This window comes from Rhodopseudomonas infernalis (assembly GCF_022271405.1).
GTDB lineage: Bacteria > Pseudomonadota > Alphaproteobacteria > Rhizobiales > Xanthobacteraceae > Rhodopseudomonas > Rhodopseudomonas infernalis.
The window spans coordinates 43,916-61,848 of sequence record NZ_JAJNAL010000019.1 but is presented as its reverse complement, the minus strand read 5'-3'; the positions used below and the strand labels follow the sequence as shown (position 1 = coordinate 61,848).

The window sequence follows — 17,933 nt, the reverse complement described above, 5'->3', positions numbered from 1 at the left end:
CAGGGCTTGCGGATGTCGTTTCGTGGTATATACTCATAATCGAGTAGATAATCAAGTATGAGATCATGCCCGAAAAATTCGACCCCATCGAAGCGTCTCGCCTCGAAACACTTTTCGAGGTCTTTACATCCTGCCAAGCCGAACTCAGTCTTCCCCAAGTGCTTGCGCTGATAGCGATCGCCAAGGCTCCCGGACTTTCCGTAAACGAGCTCTCCGAAAGGCTTGAGCAGCCGCAGCAGACGGTGAGCCGACACGTGTCGGTACTTCTGGGGCGCTATCAGCTGTCCGAAACGGTGGTGCCGCGCGCCTTCATTCGCCAGGAAATCAGTACCAGCGATCCCCGGAGCAGGGCGCTGTTTCTTTCCCCAAATGGTCTGGCGCTCCTAAAAGCGCTGGTCGCGGACTCGCACACAACCTAGGCTTCCAGAGGAGGACAGCATGTCGGCAGCAGAACACCTTGCAGGGATGACGCTCGACGGCGGCTGGACGGTCGTCAGCAAAATCGCACACGTTCCGAGTTCTGGAGGAATGTTCTCGGTGCCGTATATCGTCGAAGACAAATCCGGCAAGGAACATTTTTTGAAAGCGCTCGATTTCTCCGAAGCTTTCAACGCGCTCGATCCTGCCCGCGAATTGCAGAACATGACCTCCGCCTACAATCATGAAAGGGACGTTCTTGAGCACTGCCGCGATCGGCGACTTTCGAGGGTTGTGCTTGCCGTGACTCACGGCTACGCGCAGGTCCCGAACTTCGGCGCTATCGATGGACGCGTCGCCTACCTTATCTTCGAGCTCGCAGAGAGCGACGTTCGTAAACAGGTCGATCTCAAAAATCGGCTCGACTGTCTGATCAGCCTCAGCATCCTGAACGACGTGACGCTCGGCATGATGCAGTTGCATCGTGAGACGATCGCTCATCAGGATCTCAAGCCATCCAACGTCCTAACCTATGCCGACGGAGGCTGCCGTGTGGGTGACTTTGGTCGGTCTGCGCGGCGCGGTTATCAGGTCTGGATGGACAATCTCGTAGTGGCCGGCGACCGGACTTACGCTCCGCCGGAGCACCTCTACTCAAATCTCCATCCCGATTTCGTCGTACGGCGGATCGGTTGCGATCTTTATCTGCTTGGAAATTTGGCTGCATTTCTGTTTTCGGGCATCAACGTCACAGCTGCGGTGTTTTCTCGACTCGATCCGGCGTTTCATCCAACCAATTGGAACGGCACTTATGATCAGGTCCTACCTCATCTTCAGCACGCTTTCTCGAAAGTGCTCGTCGATCTAGAGAATGCAGTCGACTCACTGGTTCAAGCCGAAATCGCCACGATGGTGCGAGAGCTGTGCAATCCCGACATCGCGAGGCGAGGCCACCGCAAGGGGATCGGATCCGCGAGCCAGTTTTCGTTGGAGCGGTATAAGTCCTACACGGACCTCCTTCTGAAGCGCACGACCGTGTCGGCGCGCTCGCGTAGCGCTGCATGACGGCACAAGCGTTTCCGAAAAAAAGAGACGTTATTCCTCGGTGGAGGCCGGCCGCGCGCGTTGCTGCGGCGGGAGAGTTGTCAATGCCGGGCAGGCCGATACGGGATGCCCGAATTCCGCAGGAGCTCAAGGACAGACTGGAAGCTTGGCGGAAAAGCGACGACGTTATCGCTGCAGCTGAACTCGTCGAAACGGCTCTCGTTGAAGGACGCGAAAGCGAAGGCGAGCGGGCCGCCCGCTCTTTGGTCCGGGAGGGGAGCGGCGCGACGCCTCTTGTCAAGAAGCAGGCCTCACTCCTGCTCGAGCGGCTGAACCCGGAAGGTTCCGAGTCCCGCAGCATAGACGTCGGATCAGTACGCCAGCACGTGCACCAATATCCAGACGACGCGTTGTCATGGGTAGATCTCGCTTTGGGATACGTATCGAAGGGCGTGAAGGACAAGGCGCAGCGGGCCATGAGAGTCGCCCTGCAACAAGCACCCCACGATCGGCATGTCCTACGCAGCGCCGCGCGGATGTACCTCCACTTCGACGATCCGGAACAGGCACACGACGTGCTGAAGCGAAACGAGGCAACGAAGTGCGATCCCTGGTTGGTGGCCGGAGAGATTGCGCTCTCGTCAGCCGCAGATCGAAAACCCCAGTTCTTGAAGGTAGGGATCACTATGCTGGAGGACGGCGGATTTCAGCCGCTGCATATCTCCGAATTGGCCTCTGCGATCGGAACGGTGCACCTGCGGGACGGCAGCCGTCGCGCGCGCAAGCTCTTCCGAACAAGCTTAATCAACCCGACGGGAAATTCGCTCGCACAAGCAGAGTGGGCGAACCCGCATCTGGGTGGCGAGATAGTCACGTCGAAGCAGATCGATAACGTAGTCGACTCCGGCGAAGCGCGTGCGTTTCACGCTTACTGGCAAGGCGACTTTGACAGTGTCATTCAAGTCTGTGAACAGTGGACGCTGGAAGAACCGTTCGCGTCCAAGCCCTATGCGGTAGGCTCATGCGCGGCCATCACAAAAGGCGATATAGAGCTCGGCTATCGCCTTGCCCATCGGGGTCTTGAATTGGAGCCCGAATCCCTACTATTCCGCAACCACCTGGCCTTCGCACTTATCGAGAAGGGCGACTATGTTCGGGCGTCCCAGATTCTTCGGCAAGCCCTGATCAAAAAGCAAACGGACGATACGCCTGCCGAGTTCTTGGCCGCAACGGCAAGCATGCTGGCCATGCGTCTCGGCGAAGTTGACGACGGAATTGCTGGCTACAAGAAGGTGATCGCAACCTTCAAGCGGCAGGGAAATAGGAATCTTGAGGCATTGGCATCGGCTTACCTTGCCCTTGAGGCCGCTAGGAGCGGCGCAGCGGCAGCGCCTGAATTCATTAAGCAGGCAGAGGATCTGGCGAAGGAAATGAAGTATCAGCCGGACTGCCGAATTGTGGTCCAGCGAGCCAAGATCTGGCAGGCTGCCGTCGAACACCGTCACCGCTCGGGGCGAGGCGAATGAATTGAACTGAATACGCCTTATCGTACGATGGCGGATGCCGGCGGCTGTGCAGTCAAACGTATTCTACCGTTCCACTAACAAGTTTAAGGCAATTCCTGTTTGAGGCGGCCGTAAAAGTCATTCGCGACAGGGGAAAGCTGGTCCCGCGCGGAGGATTCGAGTGCTAGTAGTAGGTATTCTGCAGGTGGCAGGATACGTCAGCAGCGCTGGCGGCAGCTATCCGCCATCCTGCAAGGTTCGGCGAGAACGCCCGCGACCACAACCGCCGGACGTTAGTGCCGCGCCTTTGCGAACGGTCACGGCGATCGACAGTTTCAGTCGCCGCGCTTGGATTTTAACGCCTTGATCACCGCCCGCTCGACGAATTGCCACGCTTTCTGATCGCGTGCAGCCGCGGCTTCCTTCACGGCCTCGATGAGCTCGGGCTTCATGTAGACGAGCATCGCGCGGCGGCCGTCCTTTCTCGCTTTCGTTTTCTTGGCCGTCTTCGCCATCTCCGCTTCCTGACCCGCGTCGCTCGATTCCCTCTTGAAACTATCACGCTGTCGATCGCCCGCGCGGGCTTTTCTTAAAAATTTCGGTCGCGGATTCCGGCGATCGTAATTCCTAGTTCCGTACATAGAGATATCCAATAGATATCTGTTGGATATCGAAATCCTTGACTTTCCCCCCGTTTTGTGATCTAGTTCAAACATCCCTCCAACTGGTCGTCCGACGAATCCGCCTCATCGCGCGCCGATACGCGCGCTCTGTTTTCGCGCGTCTGCGTGCGGGAGCGCGCGCCTGCGCGCCCATGCACCGAGGACCCCCATGCACAAGCCGAGCGCCGCCCTGTTCGTCAGCTTCAAGACCGCTCAAGCGATTCCGAGTGCCCGGCCCCGTCGCCGCGATTTCCTGATCCAGTCCACATTTGACGTCGGCGTGCGCCGCATCGACTTCCACCCCACCGTCGTGGTCGACGACCGGGTGGTCAGAACCGACGCCATCGTCGTCCATCGCGACGACGGCCGCTTCGTGGTCGATTTCGTCGACGCCCGGATACCGGAGGACCCGCAGGGCGAGGGTCTGATGCATCTCGGTTTTGCGCTGGAGTGTTCGGGCATTCTGGCCGTCACGACCGTGGACGTATTGCGCGAACCGCGGCTGTCGGCGGCGCGTAGCATCTGGCGCCACGCCTGGATCCCGCTCGCGGCGGACGACCGGGCGCAGGTCCTGGACGCGCTCGAGGCCGAGGGTCCGATCCCGCTCCGCGCCCTCGACGGGCTGGTCGCCACGCGCCGCGATCCACTGATGGTCGTGTACGCCCTGGCCTGCGAGGGCAGCATCGCCCTCGATCTGACCTCGGGTCTCGATGGGCGCACCCTCGTCCGCGGTACGGGTTACGGCCTCTGCCGTCGCTTCGGCACCTAGACCGCAGCCACAACTCCCAACGTCACGAACTCCGCCGGCGGACCGCAGCAGGCCCGCCACGATCTTTCACGCCCGCACGAAGGATTCGCGAATGTCAGATGCCGCAGCAGTCACCACGATCGTACACCGCCCCTTCGGAGGCCTGCACGGCTACCGCGTCGTCTCCGATCGAGCGAGCCGGGCGGTGGTGCACGCCTTTGCGCTTACGGATCTCGCGGCCGTCGCGGCGGCCGGACTGCTGCGGGGCGGGTGTGCCTACGTCCTACTCGGCGGCGGCCAGGCCTATATCGGCGAGAGCGGCCGGCCGCTGCGCCGGCTCGGCGAGCACGCGGCCGACCCGACAAAAGGATTCGCGCGCGACGCCTTCGTGGTCGGAGGGTGCGATGGCGCCGCGTTCGAGAAAAACCTCGGACTGGATTTCCAGTTCAGGCTCACTCAGGACGCGGTGGAGGCCCGCCAGGTCGCGGTCGTGAAGGGCGCCAGTCCGGTTCGTCCCGACCTTCCGGCAGCGGACCGCTCCACCCACGATCGGATCTACGCCGACGCCGTGCGGCTGCTGCACGACGCCGGCTGCGGAATCTTCACGCCGGTCGCGGCGCCGGACCCCGGCCACGTACCGGTCGAGCCACCGGCGCCCGAGACCAATGCTTCGGACGGTACGGACCCGGCGGACAGCGGCCCGATGTCGATCGGCGTTTCGTCGCTGCCCATGGACGGCGAATCCTTCGAACTGCGTTACTGCCAGGTCTGGGCCCGCGGCTATCGGTCATGCGGGCGCTTCGTCGTTGCTGCAGGCTCGGAAGTGCGGACCGCCACCAACGGTTCCGTGGACGCCCTCACGCGCAGACGCCGCGAGGAGCTTTTTCGCGCTCACGTGCTGGCCGAGATTCCCGGTGTCGGCGACCGGCGACGCCTGATGGTCGCCGTCGCCTTCGCGACCGAATCCATCGCCGCGAAAATCGTGTGCGGCGCGCACAGCGCGCCGCCCTGGACTCCGCTCCGCGACCGCGCCGTCGTGTTGGCGGCCTGACGCGAGCGCCCGCAGCTCTGGCGGCCGCTCCGAATGCCTCGCGGGCCAAGCACGACCGCGGGAGCGCCCACTCCGATCGCGCACCGGCACAGCAACTGCGCGAATCCTTGGGCCGCCGACCGAGCCCGACATCGCACGGCCTGTTAGCCGGCCTCGCCGATCCGCTCTTGAAGCTCTCCGCGCTCGGCGACTGAGACGGCCGGCTCGGCGCGAACATCCTTCGGCAGCTTCCGCGAATCCTTGTGCGTCGCGGCTGCCCGTCCCTTCCCACTCTCACACGCGAGGTCACACGGATGAAGGCCACTAAGAGGTTTCCGGGCACCAAGTCCGGCTTCTCCGCCGCGCGGGCGGCTCAGGAGTTGGCGGATATATGGGACGCGGAGCAGCGCTCGGAGATCGGCGAAGAAGCGGTATCGACCGATCGCAGCGAGGACTCCGCGTCGAGGCCCCGAGAGCGGCCGGGCGCCATGGATGCGATCATCTCGGCTGCGTTCGAGGCTGCGGTCCCGAGGAAGATGCTGCGCCGGTTGCTGCATGGGCAGGCGCTGGCGGCGACCTTGGTCGTTCCCGCCGCCTGCTGGGTCTCGCCGATGGCCGACTACTTGGCGAAGCGACTGGGGACCCGCTGGCTGTTGGATCGCTATGATCGCGAAGCTGATAAAGGCTCGCTGCGACTGGAATCTGACGAGACCGCGCGCATCCTCTCGCGCGGCCGATGCGTGCTGGGGATCGCCCCCGATGCCGACTTCTTCCCCGAGGCGCTGCGACAGACCGCCGACCTCTCTATCGTCGTGCCGCCGCCGAATGGGGCGGTCGTGCATCGGGCGATCGCCCGTTTCCTTGGCCGCTCGCCCGGCATTGCCGCGGATGGCGTCCCGGACGGGCTCGGCCTTCACCACATCGTGGCGGCGCTCCGGCCCGGCTCCGGCGGAGCCACGATTTTGCGCCGCCTGTCGGCCCCGGCCGCGGCCAAGACGGCGGCGACGGAGCGGGTGCCGGATCTCGCGACGGCGGTGGAATACGGCGCAGCGCGCCTCTGGGGCCTGGATTTGGCACGCGACATCGCGGACTTCCGCGCCGGGCGCATTGCCTGGCGCGACCTCGATCGCGGCATCTGCCTGCATTCGCCGCCTGGCTGCGGCAAAAGTTGGTTTCCTAAGATTCTCGCAAAGGCCAGCGGCGTGCCACTGGTCTCCACCTCGGTGGGTGATTGGTTCGCTGGCGGCAACGGCTATCTGGACGCGGTCATCAAGCAGGCGAGGCAGGCATTCGCGGACGCCGCCGATCAAGCCCGCCCAGTCGCCATTCTGCATCTCGATGAGATCGACGCGCTGCCCAATCGGTCCACGATGTCCGACCGTGGCCGCGAATGGTGGACCGCTGTTGTGACCGACGTGCTAACGAGGCTCGATTCCACGTTGACCGGGCGCGACCGCGTTGTCGTTGTCGGCTCGACTAACGACATCGCCCGCGTGGATGCCGCGTTATTGCGACCCGGCCGCCTGGAGCGGGTTGTCGAGATCGCGCCGCCCGATCACGCCGGCATCGTGAATATCTTGCGATTTCACCTCGGCGATGAGGTCCCGCAGGACCTGTCGAGTCTGGCGCCCTTGCTGGAGGGGGCGACCGCCGCGGACCTTATGCAGACGGTCCGCGCGGCACGCCGGATCGCGAGGCACGCCGGCCGCGCCCTGACGCTCGACGATCTGCGCGCTGCAACGCTGCCGTTCGAATCTCATCCGCCGCAGCGACTGTTTCGGATGGCGGTGCACGAAGCGGGACATGTGGTGGCGGCAATGGCGCTGGGGGTCGGCATCGTCGCCCACGTTGTGCTCCGACGAGATGGCGCGTCGGGCGGCCAAATTGCGATCGACTATGCGGACGACGACATCCTCACGCGTCGCGGCATAGAGGACCGGGTCACGGTGGCGCTCGCCGCACGCACGGCCGAGGAACTGCTGATCGGGGCCATGTCAACCGGTAGTGGAGGCGGGGCGGAGTCCGATCTTGGCGCCGCCACGATCGAGATCGCAGCCCTCCATGCCTCATACGGACTGCGGGGCACGCCGCTCTTTCTCGCTGACGCCGGTCCTACGCTGTTGGCCGAGGTCAAGCGGGACCCCATCCTCCGAGCACGGGTATCGCAGGACCTGCTGTACCTCGAGAAGCGCGCGGCCGAGCTGATCGAGGCCAATCGCGCCCTCGTTCTCACTATCGCCCGGCGCCTAGCCGAGACCCGGTACCTGGACCGGCGGCAGATCGACGAGATCGTCAAAGACCGGCTCGTGGTGTCCGACCGAACTCCAAGCGGTGGCTCGTCCTAGCATCGGAAGAGGCGCCGTCGGCGCTTCAACGGCCGAGGTCTGGGATCTTTGAAAGTCAGCAGGAGGATCGCAATGGCACCGAATCCCCGACGCATACTTACCCGCCTCGATGCGGAGGCCGGGAGCCACGATCGGCCGAGTCATCTCATGGAACAGCTGGCGGCACACTACTGCGATCCAGTATTGAAGGCGCCTACGGCAATACGCTGGGCGAAGCTGTGAGAAGATAGACTGGCTTAGAACGGAGACGAAAAGCGATGGAGCTAGGTCAGGACGAGCTGGAGCGCATTCTGGCCCAGCTTCAAGCGAGCGGCCGCTATCGCGTGTTACGCCGCTTTGATCCGCCTTCCCTCTACCACACGCCGGATGGCAGAGCCCTCAAACGCGGCGTGTTTCTCGACGTCGAAACCACTGGGCTCAACCCGCAAACCGACGAGATAATCGAGATAGGGATGGTGCCGTTCGATTACGGACCTGACGGGCGAATCTTCTCAGTCCACGAATCCTTCAGTCGCCTTCGCGATCCAGGGCGCCCGATCCCCGCGGAAGTTGCCGCGCTCACCGGCATCACCGATGAGATGGTCGCCGGTCAATCAATCACTGCGGCCGAGTTGGAGACCTTCCTGAGCGATACAGTGTTGATCGTAGCACATAACGCGGCATTTGATCGTCGCTTCGCCGAGCGACTTTGTGGAGTGTTCGCTCATTTTGCTTGGGCATGTTCGTGGTGCGAAATTCCGTGGGCCGAAGAAGGTTTCGTGGAAGGGACAAAATTGGTGCATCTCGCCGCAGCCTCCGGTTTCTTCTACGACAGACACCGCGCCGAGCACGACTGCAGGGCTGGAATTGAGATGCTCTCACGCCGTCTCCCGAGTAGCGGTCGCCGCGGTCTTGAGATGCTGCTCGAATCCGCCCGTGCGCCCCGGTGGCGGGTCAGGGCCGTTGGCGCTCCGTTCGAGCTTCGCGAATGCTTGAAACGGCGCGGCTATCGCTGGGACGCGGGAGATAACGGTCGGCCAAAGGCCTGGTGGATCGATGTTGCGCAATCTGCTCTCGAAGTCGAAAAAGAATTCTTGTGTCGAGAGATCTATGGACGCGACGAACTGGACATTGAAGCTCAACGCATCGATGCCTTCGATCGGTACTCGGAACGCTGTTAAGGCCAACAAGCGGCTCGAAGACCAAGCAGCAAAACGAGGGGCTCGACGAACCGTGGCTACCCGTCGAGTTCCGGCAGAACCTCGAAATCGATAGGCAACGAAATCGTTTTCCATAGTTAGCCGAAGGCGACCGCACCGAACTCGAGAGCTGACGAGATGAGCGAAGCCAAAGAATACTTCTCGCACGGAAAGAAATTTGTCTTCACTCGAAGTTCGCGATGTAAAAGCCGCACGAGCGATCGCTCTCAGGGTACAGATGAGAGTTCATCCGGACGGAGGATGAGATTCACATCGGCCGATCGGCAAGTTGTCGTAAAGAATGAAGTGGCAAGATATCCGCCAGGTGCGGCGTGGCCGCTGCAATTGAGAGCCGACATGGCAGCCGCCATTATGGACTTCAACAACACCAAAGAGTTGTGCTACGCGGTTGCACAAGGGGATGCCCCATACCCTACCGCTTTTCGTCTGAAGGGCAAAAAGTGGGAGGCAATCTGGGACACGGATAACGTCCGAAGATTTCTCTCGAGAGGCTCGTCGTGATGGCGGGTTCATTTGAACGAAATACCTCCTCAAACTAATTTTGTGGATTTTTGGAAAAGATGGCGTCTTCCGGCAGCCTTGCCAGATCTCTCGCTTGCGCGATCGACCTTCCCGAGGCGATCGCGACCACCGCGCTTAAGGTACTTCGTCAAGAAGAAATGGTGACGAAAAAGGGGCGAGGGACCAGCGCGGCTATGATGTCGGCGGAAGATGTCGCGACGATCTTGATCGCGATTGCCGGCGGCGCAGTGCCGACGCAGATCGTCGAGGTCACGAGCCTCCTCATGAATATGCCAAAAGTCGCGACGCATTCTGAGGGGCCCGTGAAGGGTTTCAATCGGGCGAGGGCAGCATTGAGTCTATTCTACAGTCTTCCCGATCGACCGACCCTGCGAGATGCGCTGGTTGGTCTCATTCGAGAAACGTCTGATTTTTTTGGAGAGAAAGAGGAGTTTGGCCCCGAGGGCTTTGATCCGACTCTCGACTCATCCAGTCTCCGCTTCATGTTAGGCATGGATGCGAGAAAGCTTGGAGGATTTGCTATTCTTCGTGCGCGCGTATCCCTTAACACGATAGCGACGCACTATTTTAGTAGTTGGCCTCAGAGGAGCGAGTTCACCTCCAAGGGAGATATCGACCCGCAGAACTGCTTCGTGATTCCTGCGGGCTTCTTGTCTATAGCTTCTTTTGATGGCAGAGTATTCTCTGCCGCGATCGAGTCCTTCCGTGAGCCGATAACGACTACGCGGGTTCGTTTTCGGCGGCTTGCTCGCCCCTAGCCCGAGTGCACCGGCCTAGCTCGGTAAGTGCCTGGTGCGACTCTAACGATCCGTGATTTCGCGGCCTTCCTTCTACTGTTCAACGCCCGCACAAGCCGTGTTTCGTCGTCTACTTCAAATCGCTTACGTACTTCAGCAAGGATCGATTGCACGTTCATATCGCCCGCCCCATGGACGATTACAGTCTCGGCGTATTCGGTCACTCGGCGTTGATAAGCCATCGTATCAGCGCGTCTACTTGGCTCGATATCGGAGGCCGATGAGGCTGGTTTCAGGATTCGTTTCGCGGTGATCCACCATTTTGAGCGAAGGTGCGGGCCGCTATCACGCGTATATTGAAAAATGCCTCTCACCTTCTTCAGGTGGCGCGTCATCCTGTCTCTCGCAAAGCTCCGTTTGAGGTCTGGGCTTAACTCGTCAAATATCTCGACCCCCAGCATGGGGTGATTGTTGGTCGTTAGAATTTTATTAACTTCTCGCTTGAAGCTAGGGAGCGAATCTCGGGAGTCCCGACGCCGCTCTTGTGATGCTGAGCTACCAATCGGACGCCACTCACCAAAATTGGTCATCTCGATTAGCGGGAGTTCTGCAGATCCAGCCACCAGCATTGGCTGTAACGCTTCTTCAGAGATTCTATTCTTCAGAGCGCTTGGCAAATTTGGATAAATTTCGATCGCGAAAAGGGGCCGGTCTACATCACGGAGGAGATCCGCCGTCACCCCAGTCGCGGCTATGTGCAATGGGATGCCTTCGGAAGCCTGCCCTTCTTTGGCGCGCAACTTAGGGTAGAAATATCCACTGTTGTGATAAAGACGTTGCGAAGAACGAAGGAGCGTGCCGAAGTACCTCGCTGAGTAGCGTCGGCGAACGGAAGATGGAAGGCCTTGATAGATCTGTCTGGCAGGCAGGGGCTGCTTCGCCTTCAACAGAACGTCTTCCGCAATTTCTTCCACGTAAGCAAATGAGCCTAGTTCAATCAACTCTGCATTCTCGGACTCTGTTTGCCGCGCGCCGAATTCGGGAGCCGTACTTAAGCTCGGATCTCTGAATTGACGATGGCGGCTGTTTTGCCTCAGAGGCCTGTTTGAATTTAAGTCGAAATCGATTGGAGAAGATTGATCGCTGCCTTTGTGACGGCCATTCACCCGACGTTGCGGTGAAGGCACAAGCGCCGGACTGATCGTGCGGGCACTATCGTTGCCACCGGGCAACGGAGGGCGAGTATCGACCGCTGGCGTAGTCGAATCGTGCCTACAATCTTGGGATGAGACATCTCTCTTCTGAAGTGGGTGCGCCGTAAGCTTCCCCTCCGTAGCGATTAGCCCTCCTTCCAGGAAGTCGGCGGCTGCCTCGATCGGAACCAAGGTGGCGTCGGCAAATTGCTCGCGGTGTGCCGGTGGTGCCATTTGGGATGCCGTCGCTTTACAGTCGGCGGTTTGCGCCTCGCTGGCGGTGTGAATTCTTGGCGGTCCGGGTTTGGTCTTGTTTTCGGACGTTCTTTCGGTGGACTTCGCAGCCTGAGGGGGCGGACTTTCACAGAGCAGCGACGGCGTGTCTTCGGGAGCGCCAGTCGCCTTAGACCAATTCTCGGCCCTTGGTTCGCCCGGACTGGTCCTTTGCTCTAGAACTGCGACGAGTTTGTTTACCGTGTCGATCAGTGCGGAAACGTTGTTGTTCGCCTGTACAGCCAACTCGATCAACGCATTCACCACAGGAGTGCTGTCCTCTAATGGTGCTGGTTCATCGGTAATAGATGAACCTCTCACTCGCCGGCCGAGCCATTCCCTCTTATGAGGCCCTGCAATGGAATTTGAAACGCGGGCCTCTGCAGCGAGCTGCTGCACCGTAAAATTAACGCCCAATTGCTCGTACAGCTTGCAGCAAGCCTTATCTAATCGGTCGATGCGCTCAGATTTCATGAATTTCACCGCCCCCCGGTAACGTGAGCATGAGACCCGTTCCGACTTAATGGGGGTCTAAGGCGCGTGCTGGTTCAAACGTAGTTTGATCGGAAATCCACTCACTGGTTTATCGAGAGTCAATCTGTTGACATTGGCCGTCGAAAAGCAGCCGTCGCGGCCGGTAATCTGATTGATAACGGCGCGGTAATATGCGGTAATCTAGCTCTTGCTAATTCTTCATGAGTTCTTTCGACTCATTCCGACTTTTGAGAACTCAAAAGGCATAAGTGTAGTTTGTAGAGCCAGGTCAGAGTCGGAATGGGATTCGGAAGAGCCTTATTTATAGGGGCTTCTCTTCACTGATCAGAAGCGCGGGGAGGTTCAAATCCACCACCCACGTGTCTATTTCCTCGAAAAGAGGGGTCTCATTCCGACTTGAGTGTCTTTCGTTCCGACTCGAAAGTTCGAATTGGTATGGTAAGCGCTTACGGTATCTGACCGCACGGCATTTCTGGTTGCCAGTACTTACCTCATAGAACTTTAGGTTTTCGAGCAGCGTAAGGTTAACCACGCCAAACGCTGCTTTATCATCGGATATTGAGCCGTTCGTATCAGGCGTTGATATTGGAGCGATCGTCAAAGAGGAACGCAGCCATGCCTCAGTTACCTGTTTCCGTTCTCCCTCCGTACCTCCGCCTGCATCAGGGGCGGGACAACGAGCTCTATTTTCGCTTTGAGGTGCCTACGCGTGATCGAAAGGCCGGCTTCGAGCCCTGCTGCGTGCCTCTCGGCACCGACGTGAAGGTGGCGATCAGGAGGGTAGAGAACGAGCTTCTGCCCCGCCTGTACGCATTTCGCGAGGGCGGAAGGGCCATCATGATTCCACAGGGGCCGGTGCCGGGGACTATCGACGAGTTGATCCAGGTGTACACGACAGACCCCTCCGGTACGTTTCTCAACAACAATAGCGAGCGCGGGCAAAAAAAGATTCGCTACTATCTGTCCCGCGGCGCCGACCACATCTTCCGCGAAGGTCCATACGCAGGCAGGCGCTTTGGCTCGTTGCCGATCGACAAGCTCACCGCGGCCGATGGTAGGCGGTTCCGCATCGAATTCGAGAAGGTCGAAGAGAGAAGCGACGACACCGGCGAGAAGGAGATCCGGAAGCGGCCGCGTAGCGCGCAATTGACGTTCGAAGCGTTCAAAAGCATGTTGTTTTCAACGAAGGGGGTGCACGAGCTAGTTCCTTCAGAAAATCCCTTCGCAAAACTCAAATTCGCTCGCCATTACACTGAGGAAATTTACGCAGCCACGCTGGAGGATCTCCTTCGAATCATATTCGCCGCCGAACAAATGAAATGCTCCTCGATTGCTACAATGTGTCTTGTCGCGTACGACCTCCAGATCCGTGTCGAATCGATCGGGGGGCGACTGCTGGTCGAGCACTACAAGCCCGCCGATCGCCCTGACCAGATGCTGATCACGCACTGGAAGACGAAGCACAAACGCTGGATCCATCTGCACGACCGCGACGGCAATCCGCTCTACGGTGCTCTCGAGGCGAGGCTCGACCAGTGCAAGGGCGACCGGACTTCCGGAATTTTGATTCCGCGAGACGGGACGACCGATAAGCCTTGGGGCGGTCGGGACGAATCGCTGTCGAACACCTTCTATACGAAGTATCACCAAGTTGCCGCCGCTGCCGGTCTCGTTGCGGATTGCAAGTTCACCTCGTTCCGACATGGTGGGATCACTGAATCCGCCGAGGCAGGATGCACCGAGCCCGAGGTCATGATCTTGTCCGGTCACCTTCATCCGAACACGGCGCATCGCTACATCAAGAAGACACGATCCCGCCGCGAGAAGGCGCGGCTCAAGGTCGTCGCCAATCGCGACGCGGAGTTGGCTCGTATGAGGCCAAGCAATCTGCCCCGAGAGATGATTTCCAAACCCTCCGATCGAAACGATACGGCTTGATCGGGATATCGATCTCGAAGCTGCGACGGTGGCGGATATCATCCGCGCCGTCGCGTATCTGATGCCGGCGTTGGAGATCGTCGGCAGCCGCATCACCAACTGGGACATTGGGATCGCCGATACGGTTGCCGACAACGCGTCGTCGGGGGCTGTTAGTGTTGGGCGGCCTGGTTCGTCGGCTGGGACGGCCTAGATCTTCGCGCGATGCAGATGCGGATGACGCGAGGCGAAGAAGTCGTATCGCAGGGCAGCGGTGCGGCCGGTCTAGGCAATCCACTCAGCGCGATAGTCTGGCTGGCCGGCGAAGTAGCACGCCGCAAGCGTTCGCTACGGGCCACAAGCAGACTTGGCGCATCTCTGTGTTGGAGGCGCCCTCGGTCAGCAGCGTTGTGTCGTTTCTTCAGGCTATGGGCTTTCAACGATCGATTTTGCTTCGAGGAACGACTCAAGGCCATACACGCCGAACTCGCGACCGAGGCCTGACTGTTTCACGCCTCCAAACGGCGCCCGCAATTCCGGCGCGATCCGGTTGGTTAGGACTTCGCCGGCGCGGAGTTCGCGCGCTACGCGTTGCGCCCGCGCCGGATCGCCAGACCAGACATAGGCGAACAGCCCATAGACCGTATCGTTGGCGAGTTCGATCGCGTCGTCTTCATCGCGGTAGCAGACGATCGAGATCACCGGTCCGAAGATCTCTTCCCTGAAGATCTCCATGTCGCGCGATACGTTGCCGAAGATGGTTGGCCGAACGAAATAGCCGCGGTCGAATCCATCGGGCCGGCCGAGGCCGCCGGCGACGAGCGTGGCGCCCTGCTCGATGCCGCCGGCGATGAACCGTTGCACGCGCTCGAACTGGGCACGGCTCGCCAGCGGCCCCAGCTCGGTGTCGGGGTCGGTCGGCAGGCCCACCTTCAGGGCGTCGATGGCCAATCGGGTGATCGCCTTGACCTCGTCGATCTTGCTGACAGGAACGAGGATGCGGGTGGCCGCGATGCAGGCTTGGCCGTTGTTCTGCAGTCCCGCGCGCAGCGCCATCGGGACGGCGACGGCGAGATCGGCATCGTCGAGGATGATCGCCGGGGCCTTGCCCGACAACGACAGGCTGACGCGCTTCATCGACTCGACCGCGGACCCGGCGATCGCCTTTCCGGTCGGCGTCGAGCCGGTGAATGAGGCACGCGCGATCCGAGGATGTCTCGCCAGCTCGTCGCCGACCTCCTGGCCGCGGCCATTGACGAAATTAACAAGCCCAGCCGGAAGCCCCGCGTCGTGAATCGCTTCGGCGACGATGTGGGCCTGCAGGCCGGCGAATTCGCTGGGCTTGACGACGCAGGCGCATCCGGCGGCGAGCGCGGACGCCAGCTTGCTGCAGATGGTCCCGGCGGCAGCGTTCCAGGGGGCGAACAGCGCCGAGACGCCCACCGGCTCCATCAGCACGATGGCGTCGCCGATCCGGTGGCTGAACTCGTAGTCGGTCAGCACCTCCGCGGTGAGGCTGAAGCAGTCCGAGGCGTACTGGCTGATCCAGCGTGCGCGGCCGAGCGGCGCGCCGTACTCGGCGATGGTGGCGTCGCGAATGTCGTCGGAACGGCGCAGCACGGCCGCCGCCAGAGCACGTAGCAGGTCGAGCCGCTCCCGCTTCGTCGTCCGCGAGAAGCGCGCCTGCGCGCGGCTCGCCGCGTCGATCGCGCGCTGCGCGTCGCGCCTGCTGCCGAGGCGGAGCGTGCCGATCGCGGTCTCGGTCGCTGGATTGACGATATCGAGGTTCTCGGTCCCCGACACCGCGACGAAGCTGCCGTCGATATAGCTCGTGTCGATCGTGCGCATGGGAACCAGCCTTCCTTGATCGGGGCAGAACGGCGACCGCGTCTCGCTCGGTTCGCTGTCCGGGGCGCGGATCGGTCCGCGGTTGCGGCGGCAACCTATCGGCTGAGGGACGGCTCGCAATTCGCCGGAGCGGCGATGCACCTATACCCAAGGCGTAGTGCGGCAAACGCGCAGCCGATTCCGCCCGGAGCAGCGCCGGCGCAATGATCGCCTGCAGCACCGATCAGGAGATAGGCCGATGTCAGACACACTTGTTCATTCCCGCCGCCGCCTGCTGAGCGTCGCAGCCGGCACGCTCGCGGCAGCGTCGTTCGGCATCGCAGCGCCGGCGGCCGCGGAACCGAAGCCCGCGCCGGCGAAGGCAGGCGTGGGCGCAGCGTTCGGCCCGCTCGATCACATTGTCGCCGGTCCCTTGAACGTCGCCTATGTCGACGCCGGGCCGAAAGCCGGCCCGGTCGTGATCCTGCTGCACGGCTGGCCGTACGACATTCATGCCTTCGCCGAGGTCGTGCCGATCCTGGTCGGCAGCGGCTATCGCATCGTCGTGCCCTATCTTCGCGGCTACGGCGACACCCGGTTCCTGTCGAGCGACACGATCCGCAACGGCCAGCAGGCCGCGCTCGCGGTCGACATCATCGATCTCATGGATGCGCTGAAGATCGAGCGCGCACACCTCGCGGGATTTGATTGGGGCGCCCGCACCGCGGACATCATCGCCGCGCTGTGGCCGCAGCGCTGCCTCAGCCTGGTGTCGGTCAGCGGCTATCTGATTGGCAGCCAGGCGGCCAACGAGACGCCGCTGCCGCCGAAGGCCGAGCTGCAATGGTGGTACCAGTATTACTTCGCGACCGAGCGCGGCCGGGCCGGATACGACAAGTACCGGGCCGAATTCGCCCGGCTGATCTGGCAGCTGGCATCGCCGCATTGGGCGTTCGACGACGCCACCTTTGCGCGGTCCGCGGCGGCGTTCGACAATCCCGATCACGTTGCGATCTCGATCCACAACTACCGCTGGCGGCTCGGCCTCGCCGAGGGCGAGGCGAAATACGACGATCTGGAACGCAAGCTCTCGGCATTCCCCGCCGTCACGGTGCCGACGATCACGCTCGAAGGCGACGCCAACGGCGCCCCGCACCCGCCGCCGGCCAGCTACGCTAAAAAGTTCACCGGCAAATATGCGCACCGCCTGATCACGGGCGGAATCGGACACAATCTGCCGCAGGAGGCGCCGCAGGCGTTCGCGACCGCGATCATCGACGTCGCCGGCGGTGGCTAGGTCCGTTCATCCGCCCGCCGCCGGATGCCATGCGTAGCCACACAAGCCAGCAAGTAATCTTCTCATACCAGAGGCGATCATGAAACTGCCGCTCGCCGGATTGTTTGTGACTGTCGCCGTGGCCTGCGTGCTTGCGGGCCTGTCTCCCGCAGCGCAGATCGTCGATACCGAAGACGCGCCGGGCACGCGCGCCGCCTCGCCGATCTATGGCGTGACCTTGCCGGAGGGCTACCGGACATGGCCGCTGGTCGCTCCTGCCGAGGAAGGCGAACCGCTCAACGAACTGCGCGCGGTGCTCGGCAATCCAATCGCTATGGAGGCTTATGGGAAAGGAGAACTGCCATTTCCGGATGGCTCGGTGCTGGTGAAGCTCGCCTGGAAGCGGACCCCGTCCAGTGAGTTCGAGCCGGCTTCCGTTCCGGGCGCAGCAACAACGGTGCAAGTGATGGTCAAGGACTCGCGCAAATTCGCCGACAGCGGCGGGTGGGGCTTCGGCCGGTTCGTGCAGGGCCGGCCGGCCAACGAGGCGGAGCACCAGACCTGCTTTGCCTGCCATCAAGCACGTGTCGTCGGCCACGACTACGTCTTCTCTCGCTACGCCCGCTGAGCGCTGTGCGGAACGCAGCGGTTCAGCAGCGCGGGTGATGCGCACTGTTCGTCGGGGCCTTCTGTGGTAAGATGGTATGTCTTGCTCATGGCCGTTGGTCACGGGCCTCTCCGGC

Annotated in this window: 14 protein-coding genes; 11 read left to right on the top strand and 3 right to left on the bottom strand. The window is 61.4% G+C overall.

The genetic code is table 11. From position 1 onward, the window contains the following. The first annotated feature begins 65 nt into the window (after nucleotides 1-65). The 3 genes from LPW26_RS14375 to LPW26_RS14365 all read left to right on the top strand — a co-directional run bounded on the left by LPW26_RS14375 (nucleotide 66) and on the right by LPW26_RS14365 (nucleotide 2,987). The gene (locus LPW26_RS14375; protein WP_238736090.1) at nucleotides 66-419 is read left to right on the top strand and encodes a MarR family winged helix-turn-helix transcriptional regulator; all 354 of its coding nucleotides are present in this window, start codon (nucleotides 66-68) and stop codon (nucleotides 417-419) included. A 19-nt stretch (nucleotides 420-438) separates the two neighbouring features. Continuing rightward, complete coding sequence (locus tag LPW26_RS14370; protein ID WP_238736089.1) at nucleotides 439-1,482, top strand: protein kinase domain-containing protein; 1,044 nt, start codon at nucleotides 439-441, stop codon at nucleotides 1,480-1,482. 83 nt (nucleotides 1,483-1,565) lie between these two features. Next, complete coding sequence (locus tag LPW26_RS14365) at nucleotides 1,566-2,987, top strand: tetratricopeptide repeat protein (protein ID WP_238736088.1); 1,422 nt, start codon at nucleotides 1,566-1,568, stop codon at nucleotides 2,985-2,987. A gap of 314 nt (nucleotides 2,988-3,301) precedes the next feature. Here the strand turns inward: LPW26_RS14365 and LPW26_RS14360 are convergent, their stop codons facing one another. Continuing rightward, complete coding sequence (locus tag LPW26_RS14360; protein ID WP_238736087.1) at nucleotides 3,302-3,481, bottom strand: hypothetical protein; 180 nt, start codon at nucleotides 3,479-3,481, stop codon at nucleotides 3,302-3,304. 316 nt (nucleotides 3,482-3,797) lie between these two features. Between LPW26_RS14360 and LPW26_RS14355 the strand changes: the two genes are divergently transcribed. The 5 genes from LPW26_RS14355 (at nucleotide 3,798) to LPW26_RS14335 (ending at nucleotide 10,230) form a co-directional block, all read left to right on the top strand. After that, complete coding sequence (locus LPW26_RS14355; RefSeq protein WP_238736086.1) at nucleotides 3,798-4,397, top strand: hypothetical protein; 600 nt, start codon at nucleotides 3,798-3,800, stop codon at nucleotides 4,395-4,397. 91 nt (nucleotides 4,398-4,488) lie between these two features. Beyond that, nucleotides 4,489-5,427 carry a GIY-YIG nuclease family protein gene (locus LPW26_RS14350; RefSeq protein ID WP_238736085.1) on the top strand — a complete coding sequence of 313 codons (939 nt, stop codon included), beginning with the start codon at nucleotides 4,489-4,491 and terminating at the stop codon, nucleotides 5,425-5,427. A 293-nt stretch (nucleotides 5,428-5,720) separates the two neighbouring features. Further along, complete coding sequence (locus LPW26_RS14345; RefSeq protein ID WP_238736084.1) at nucleotides 5,721-7,751, top strand: AAA family ATPase; 2,031 nt, start codon at nucleotides 5,721-5,723, stop codon at nucleotides 7,749-7,751. A 257-nt stretch (nucleotides 7,752-8,008) separates the two neighbouring features. Further along, the gene (locus tag LPW26_RS14340) at nucleotides 8,009-8,911 is read left to right on the top strand and encodes a 3'-5' exonuclease (protein ID WP_238736083.1); all 903 of its coding nucleotides are present in this window, start codon (nucleotides 8,009-8,011) and stop codon (nucleotides 8,909-8,911) included. A gap of 599 nt (nucleotides 8,912-9,510) precedes the next feature. Further along, nucleotides 9,511-10,230 (top strand): hypothetical protein, encoded by a 720-nt coding sequence (locus tag LPW26_RS14335; RefSeq protein ID WP_238736082.1) that lies wholly within the window; start codon nucleotides 9,511-9,513, stop codon nucleotides 10,228-10,230. Here LPW26_RS14335 and LPW26_RS14330 read toward each other — a convergent pair. Further along, nucleotides 10,227-12,149, bottom strand: a complete 1,923-nt coding sequence (locus LPW26_RS14330; RefSeq protein WP_238736081.1) for a hypothetical protein — start codon at nucleotides 12,147-12,149, stop codon at nucleotides 10,227-10,229. The genes LPW26_RS14335 and LPW26_RS14330 overlap by 4 nt on opposite strands. A gap of 636 nt (nucleotides 12,150-12,785) precedes the next feature. On the opposite strand from LPW26_RS14330, the gene LPW26_RS14325 reads away from it, so the two are divergent. Then, a complete protein-coding gene (locus LPW26_RS14325; protein ID WP_238736080.1) occupies nucleotides 12,786-14,108 on the top strand; it encodes a tyrosine-type recombinase/integrase in 1,323 nt (440 codons plus the stop codon). A gap of 405 nt (nucleotides 14,109-14,513) precedes the next feature. On the opposite strand, the gene LPW26_RS14320 is transcribed toward LPW26_RS14325, so the two are convergent. Beyond that, nucleotides 14,514-15,935: an aldehyde dehydrogenase family protein gene (locus tag LPW26_RS14320; RefSeq protein WP_238736079.1), complete on the bottom strand. Its 1,422-nt coding sequence runs from the start codon at nucleotides 15,933-15,935 to the stop codon at nucleotides 14,514-14,516. Between the two features lie 238 nt (nucleotides 15,936-16,173). Between LPW26_RS14320 and LPW26_RS14315 the strand changes: the two genes are divergently transcribed. After that, a complete protein-coding gene (locus LPW26_RS14315) occupies nucleotides 16,174-17,211 on the top strand; it encodes an alpha/beta fold hydrolase (RefSeq protein ID WP_238736078.1) in 1,038 nt (345 codons plus the stop codon). A 79-nt stretch (nucleotides 17,212-17,290) separates the two neighbouring features. Beyond that, on the top strand, nucleotides 17,291-17,818 hold the full coding sequence (locus tag LPW26_RS14310) for a cytochrome P460 family protein (RefSeq protein WP_238736077.1): 528 nt from the start codon (nucleotides 17,291-17,293) through the stop codon (nucleotides 17,816-17,818). Nucleotides 17,819-17,933: the final 115 nt, after the last annotated feature.

Coding starts and splice junctions, on each gene's coding strand:
- LPW26_RS14375 (WP_238736090.1), top strand. CDS start 66: ATGCCCGAAAAATTCGACCCCATCGAAGCGTCTCGCCTCGAAACACTT.
- LPW26_RS14370 (WP_238736089.1), top strand. CDS start 439: ATGTCGGCAGCAGAACACCTTGCAGGGATGACGCTCGACGGCGGCTGG.
- LPW26_RS14365 (WP_238736088.1), top strand. CDS start 1,566: ATGCCGGGCAGGCCGATACGGGATGCCCGAATTCCGCAGGAGCTCAAG.
- LPW26_RS14360 (WP_238736087.1), bottom strand. CDS start 3,481: ATGGCGAAGACGGCCAAGAAAACGAAAGCGAGAAAGGACGGCCGCCGC.
- LPW26_RS14355 (WP_238736086.1), top strand. CDS start 3,798: ATGCACAAGCCGAGCGCCGCCCTGTTCGTCAGCTTCAAGACCGCTCAA.
- LPW26_RS14350 (WP_238736085.1), top strand. CDS start 4,489: ATGTCAGATGCCGCAGCAGTCACCACGATCGTACACCGCCCCTTCGGA.
- LPW26_RS14345 (WP_238736084.1), top strand. CDS start 5,721: ATGAAGGCCACTAAGAGGTTTCCGGGCACCAAGTCCGGCTTCTCCGCC.
- LPW26_RS14340 (WP_238736083.1), top strand. CDS start 8,009: ATGGAGCTAGGTCAGGACGAGCTGGAGCGCATTCTGGCCCAGCTTCAA.
- LPW26_RS14335 (WP_238736082.1), top strand. CDS start 9,511: ATGGCGTCTTCCGGCAGCCTTGCCAGATCTCTCGCTTGCGCGATCGAC.
- LPW26_RS14330 (WP_238736081.1), bottom strand. CDS start 12,149: ATGAAATCTGAGCGCATCGACCGATTAGATAAGGCTTGCTGCAAGCTG.
- LPW26_RS14325 (WP_238736080.1), top strand. CDS start 12,786: ATGCCTCAGTTACCTGTTTCCGTTCTCCCTCCGTACCTCCGCCTGCAT.
- LPW26_RS14320 (WP_238736079.1), bottom strand. CDS start 15,935: ATGCGCACGATCGACACGAGCTATATCGACGGCAGCTTCGTCGCGGTG.
- LPW26_RS14315 (WP_238736078.1), top strand. CDS start 16,174: ATGTCAGACACACTTGTTCATTCCCGCCGCCGCCTGCTGAGCGTCGCA.
- LPW26_RS14310 (WP_238736077.1), top strand. CDS start 17,291: ATGAAACTGCCGCTCGCCGGATTGTTTGTGACTGTCGCCGTGGCCTGC.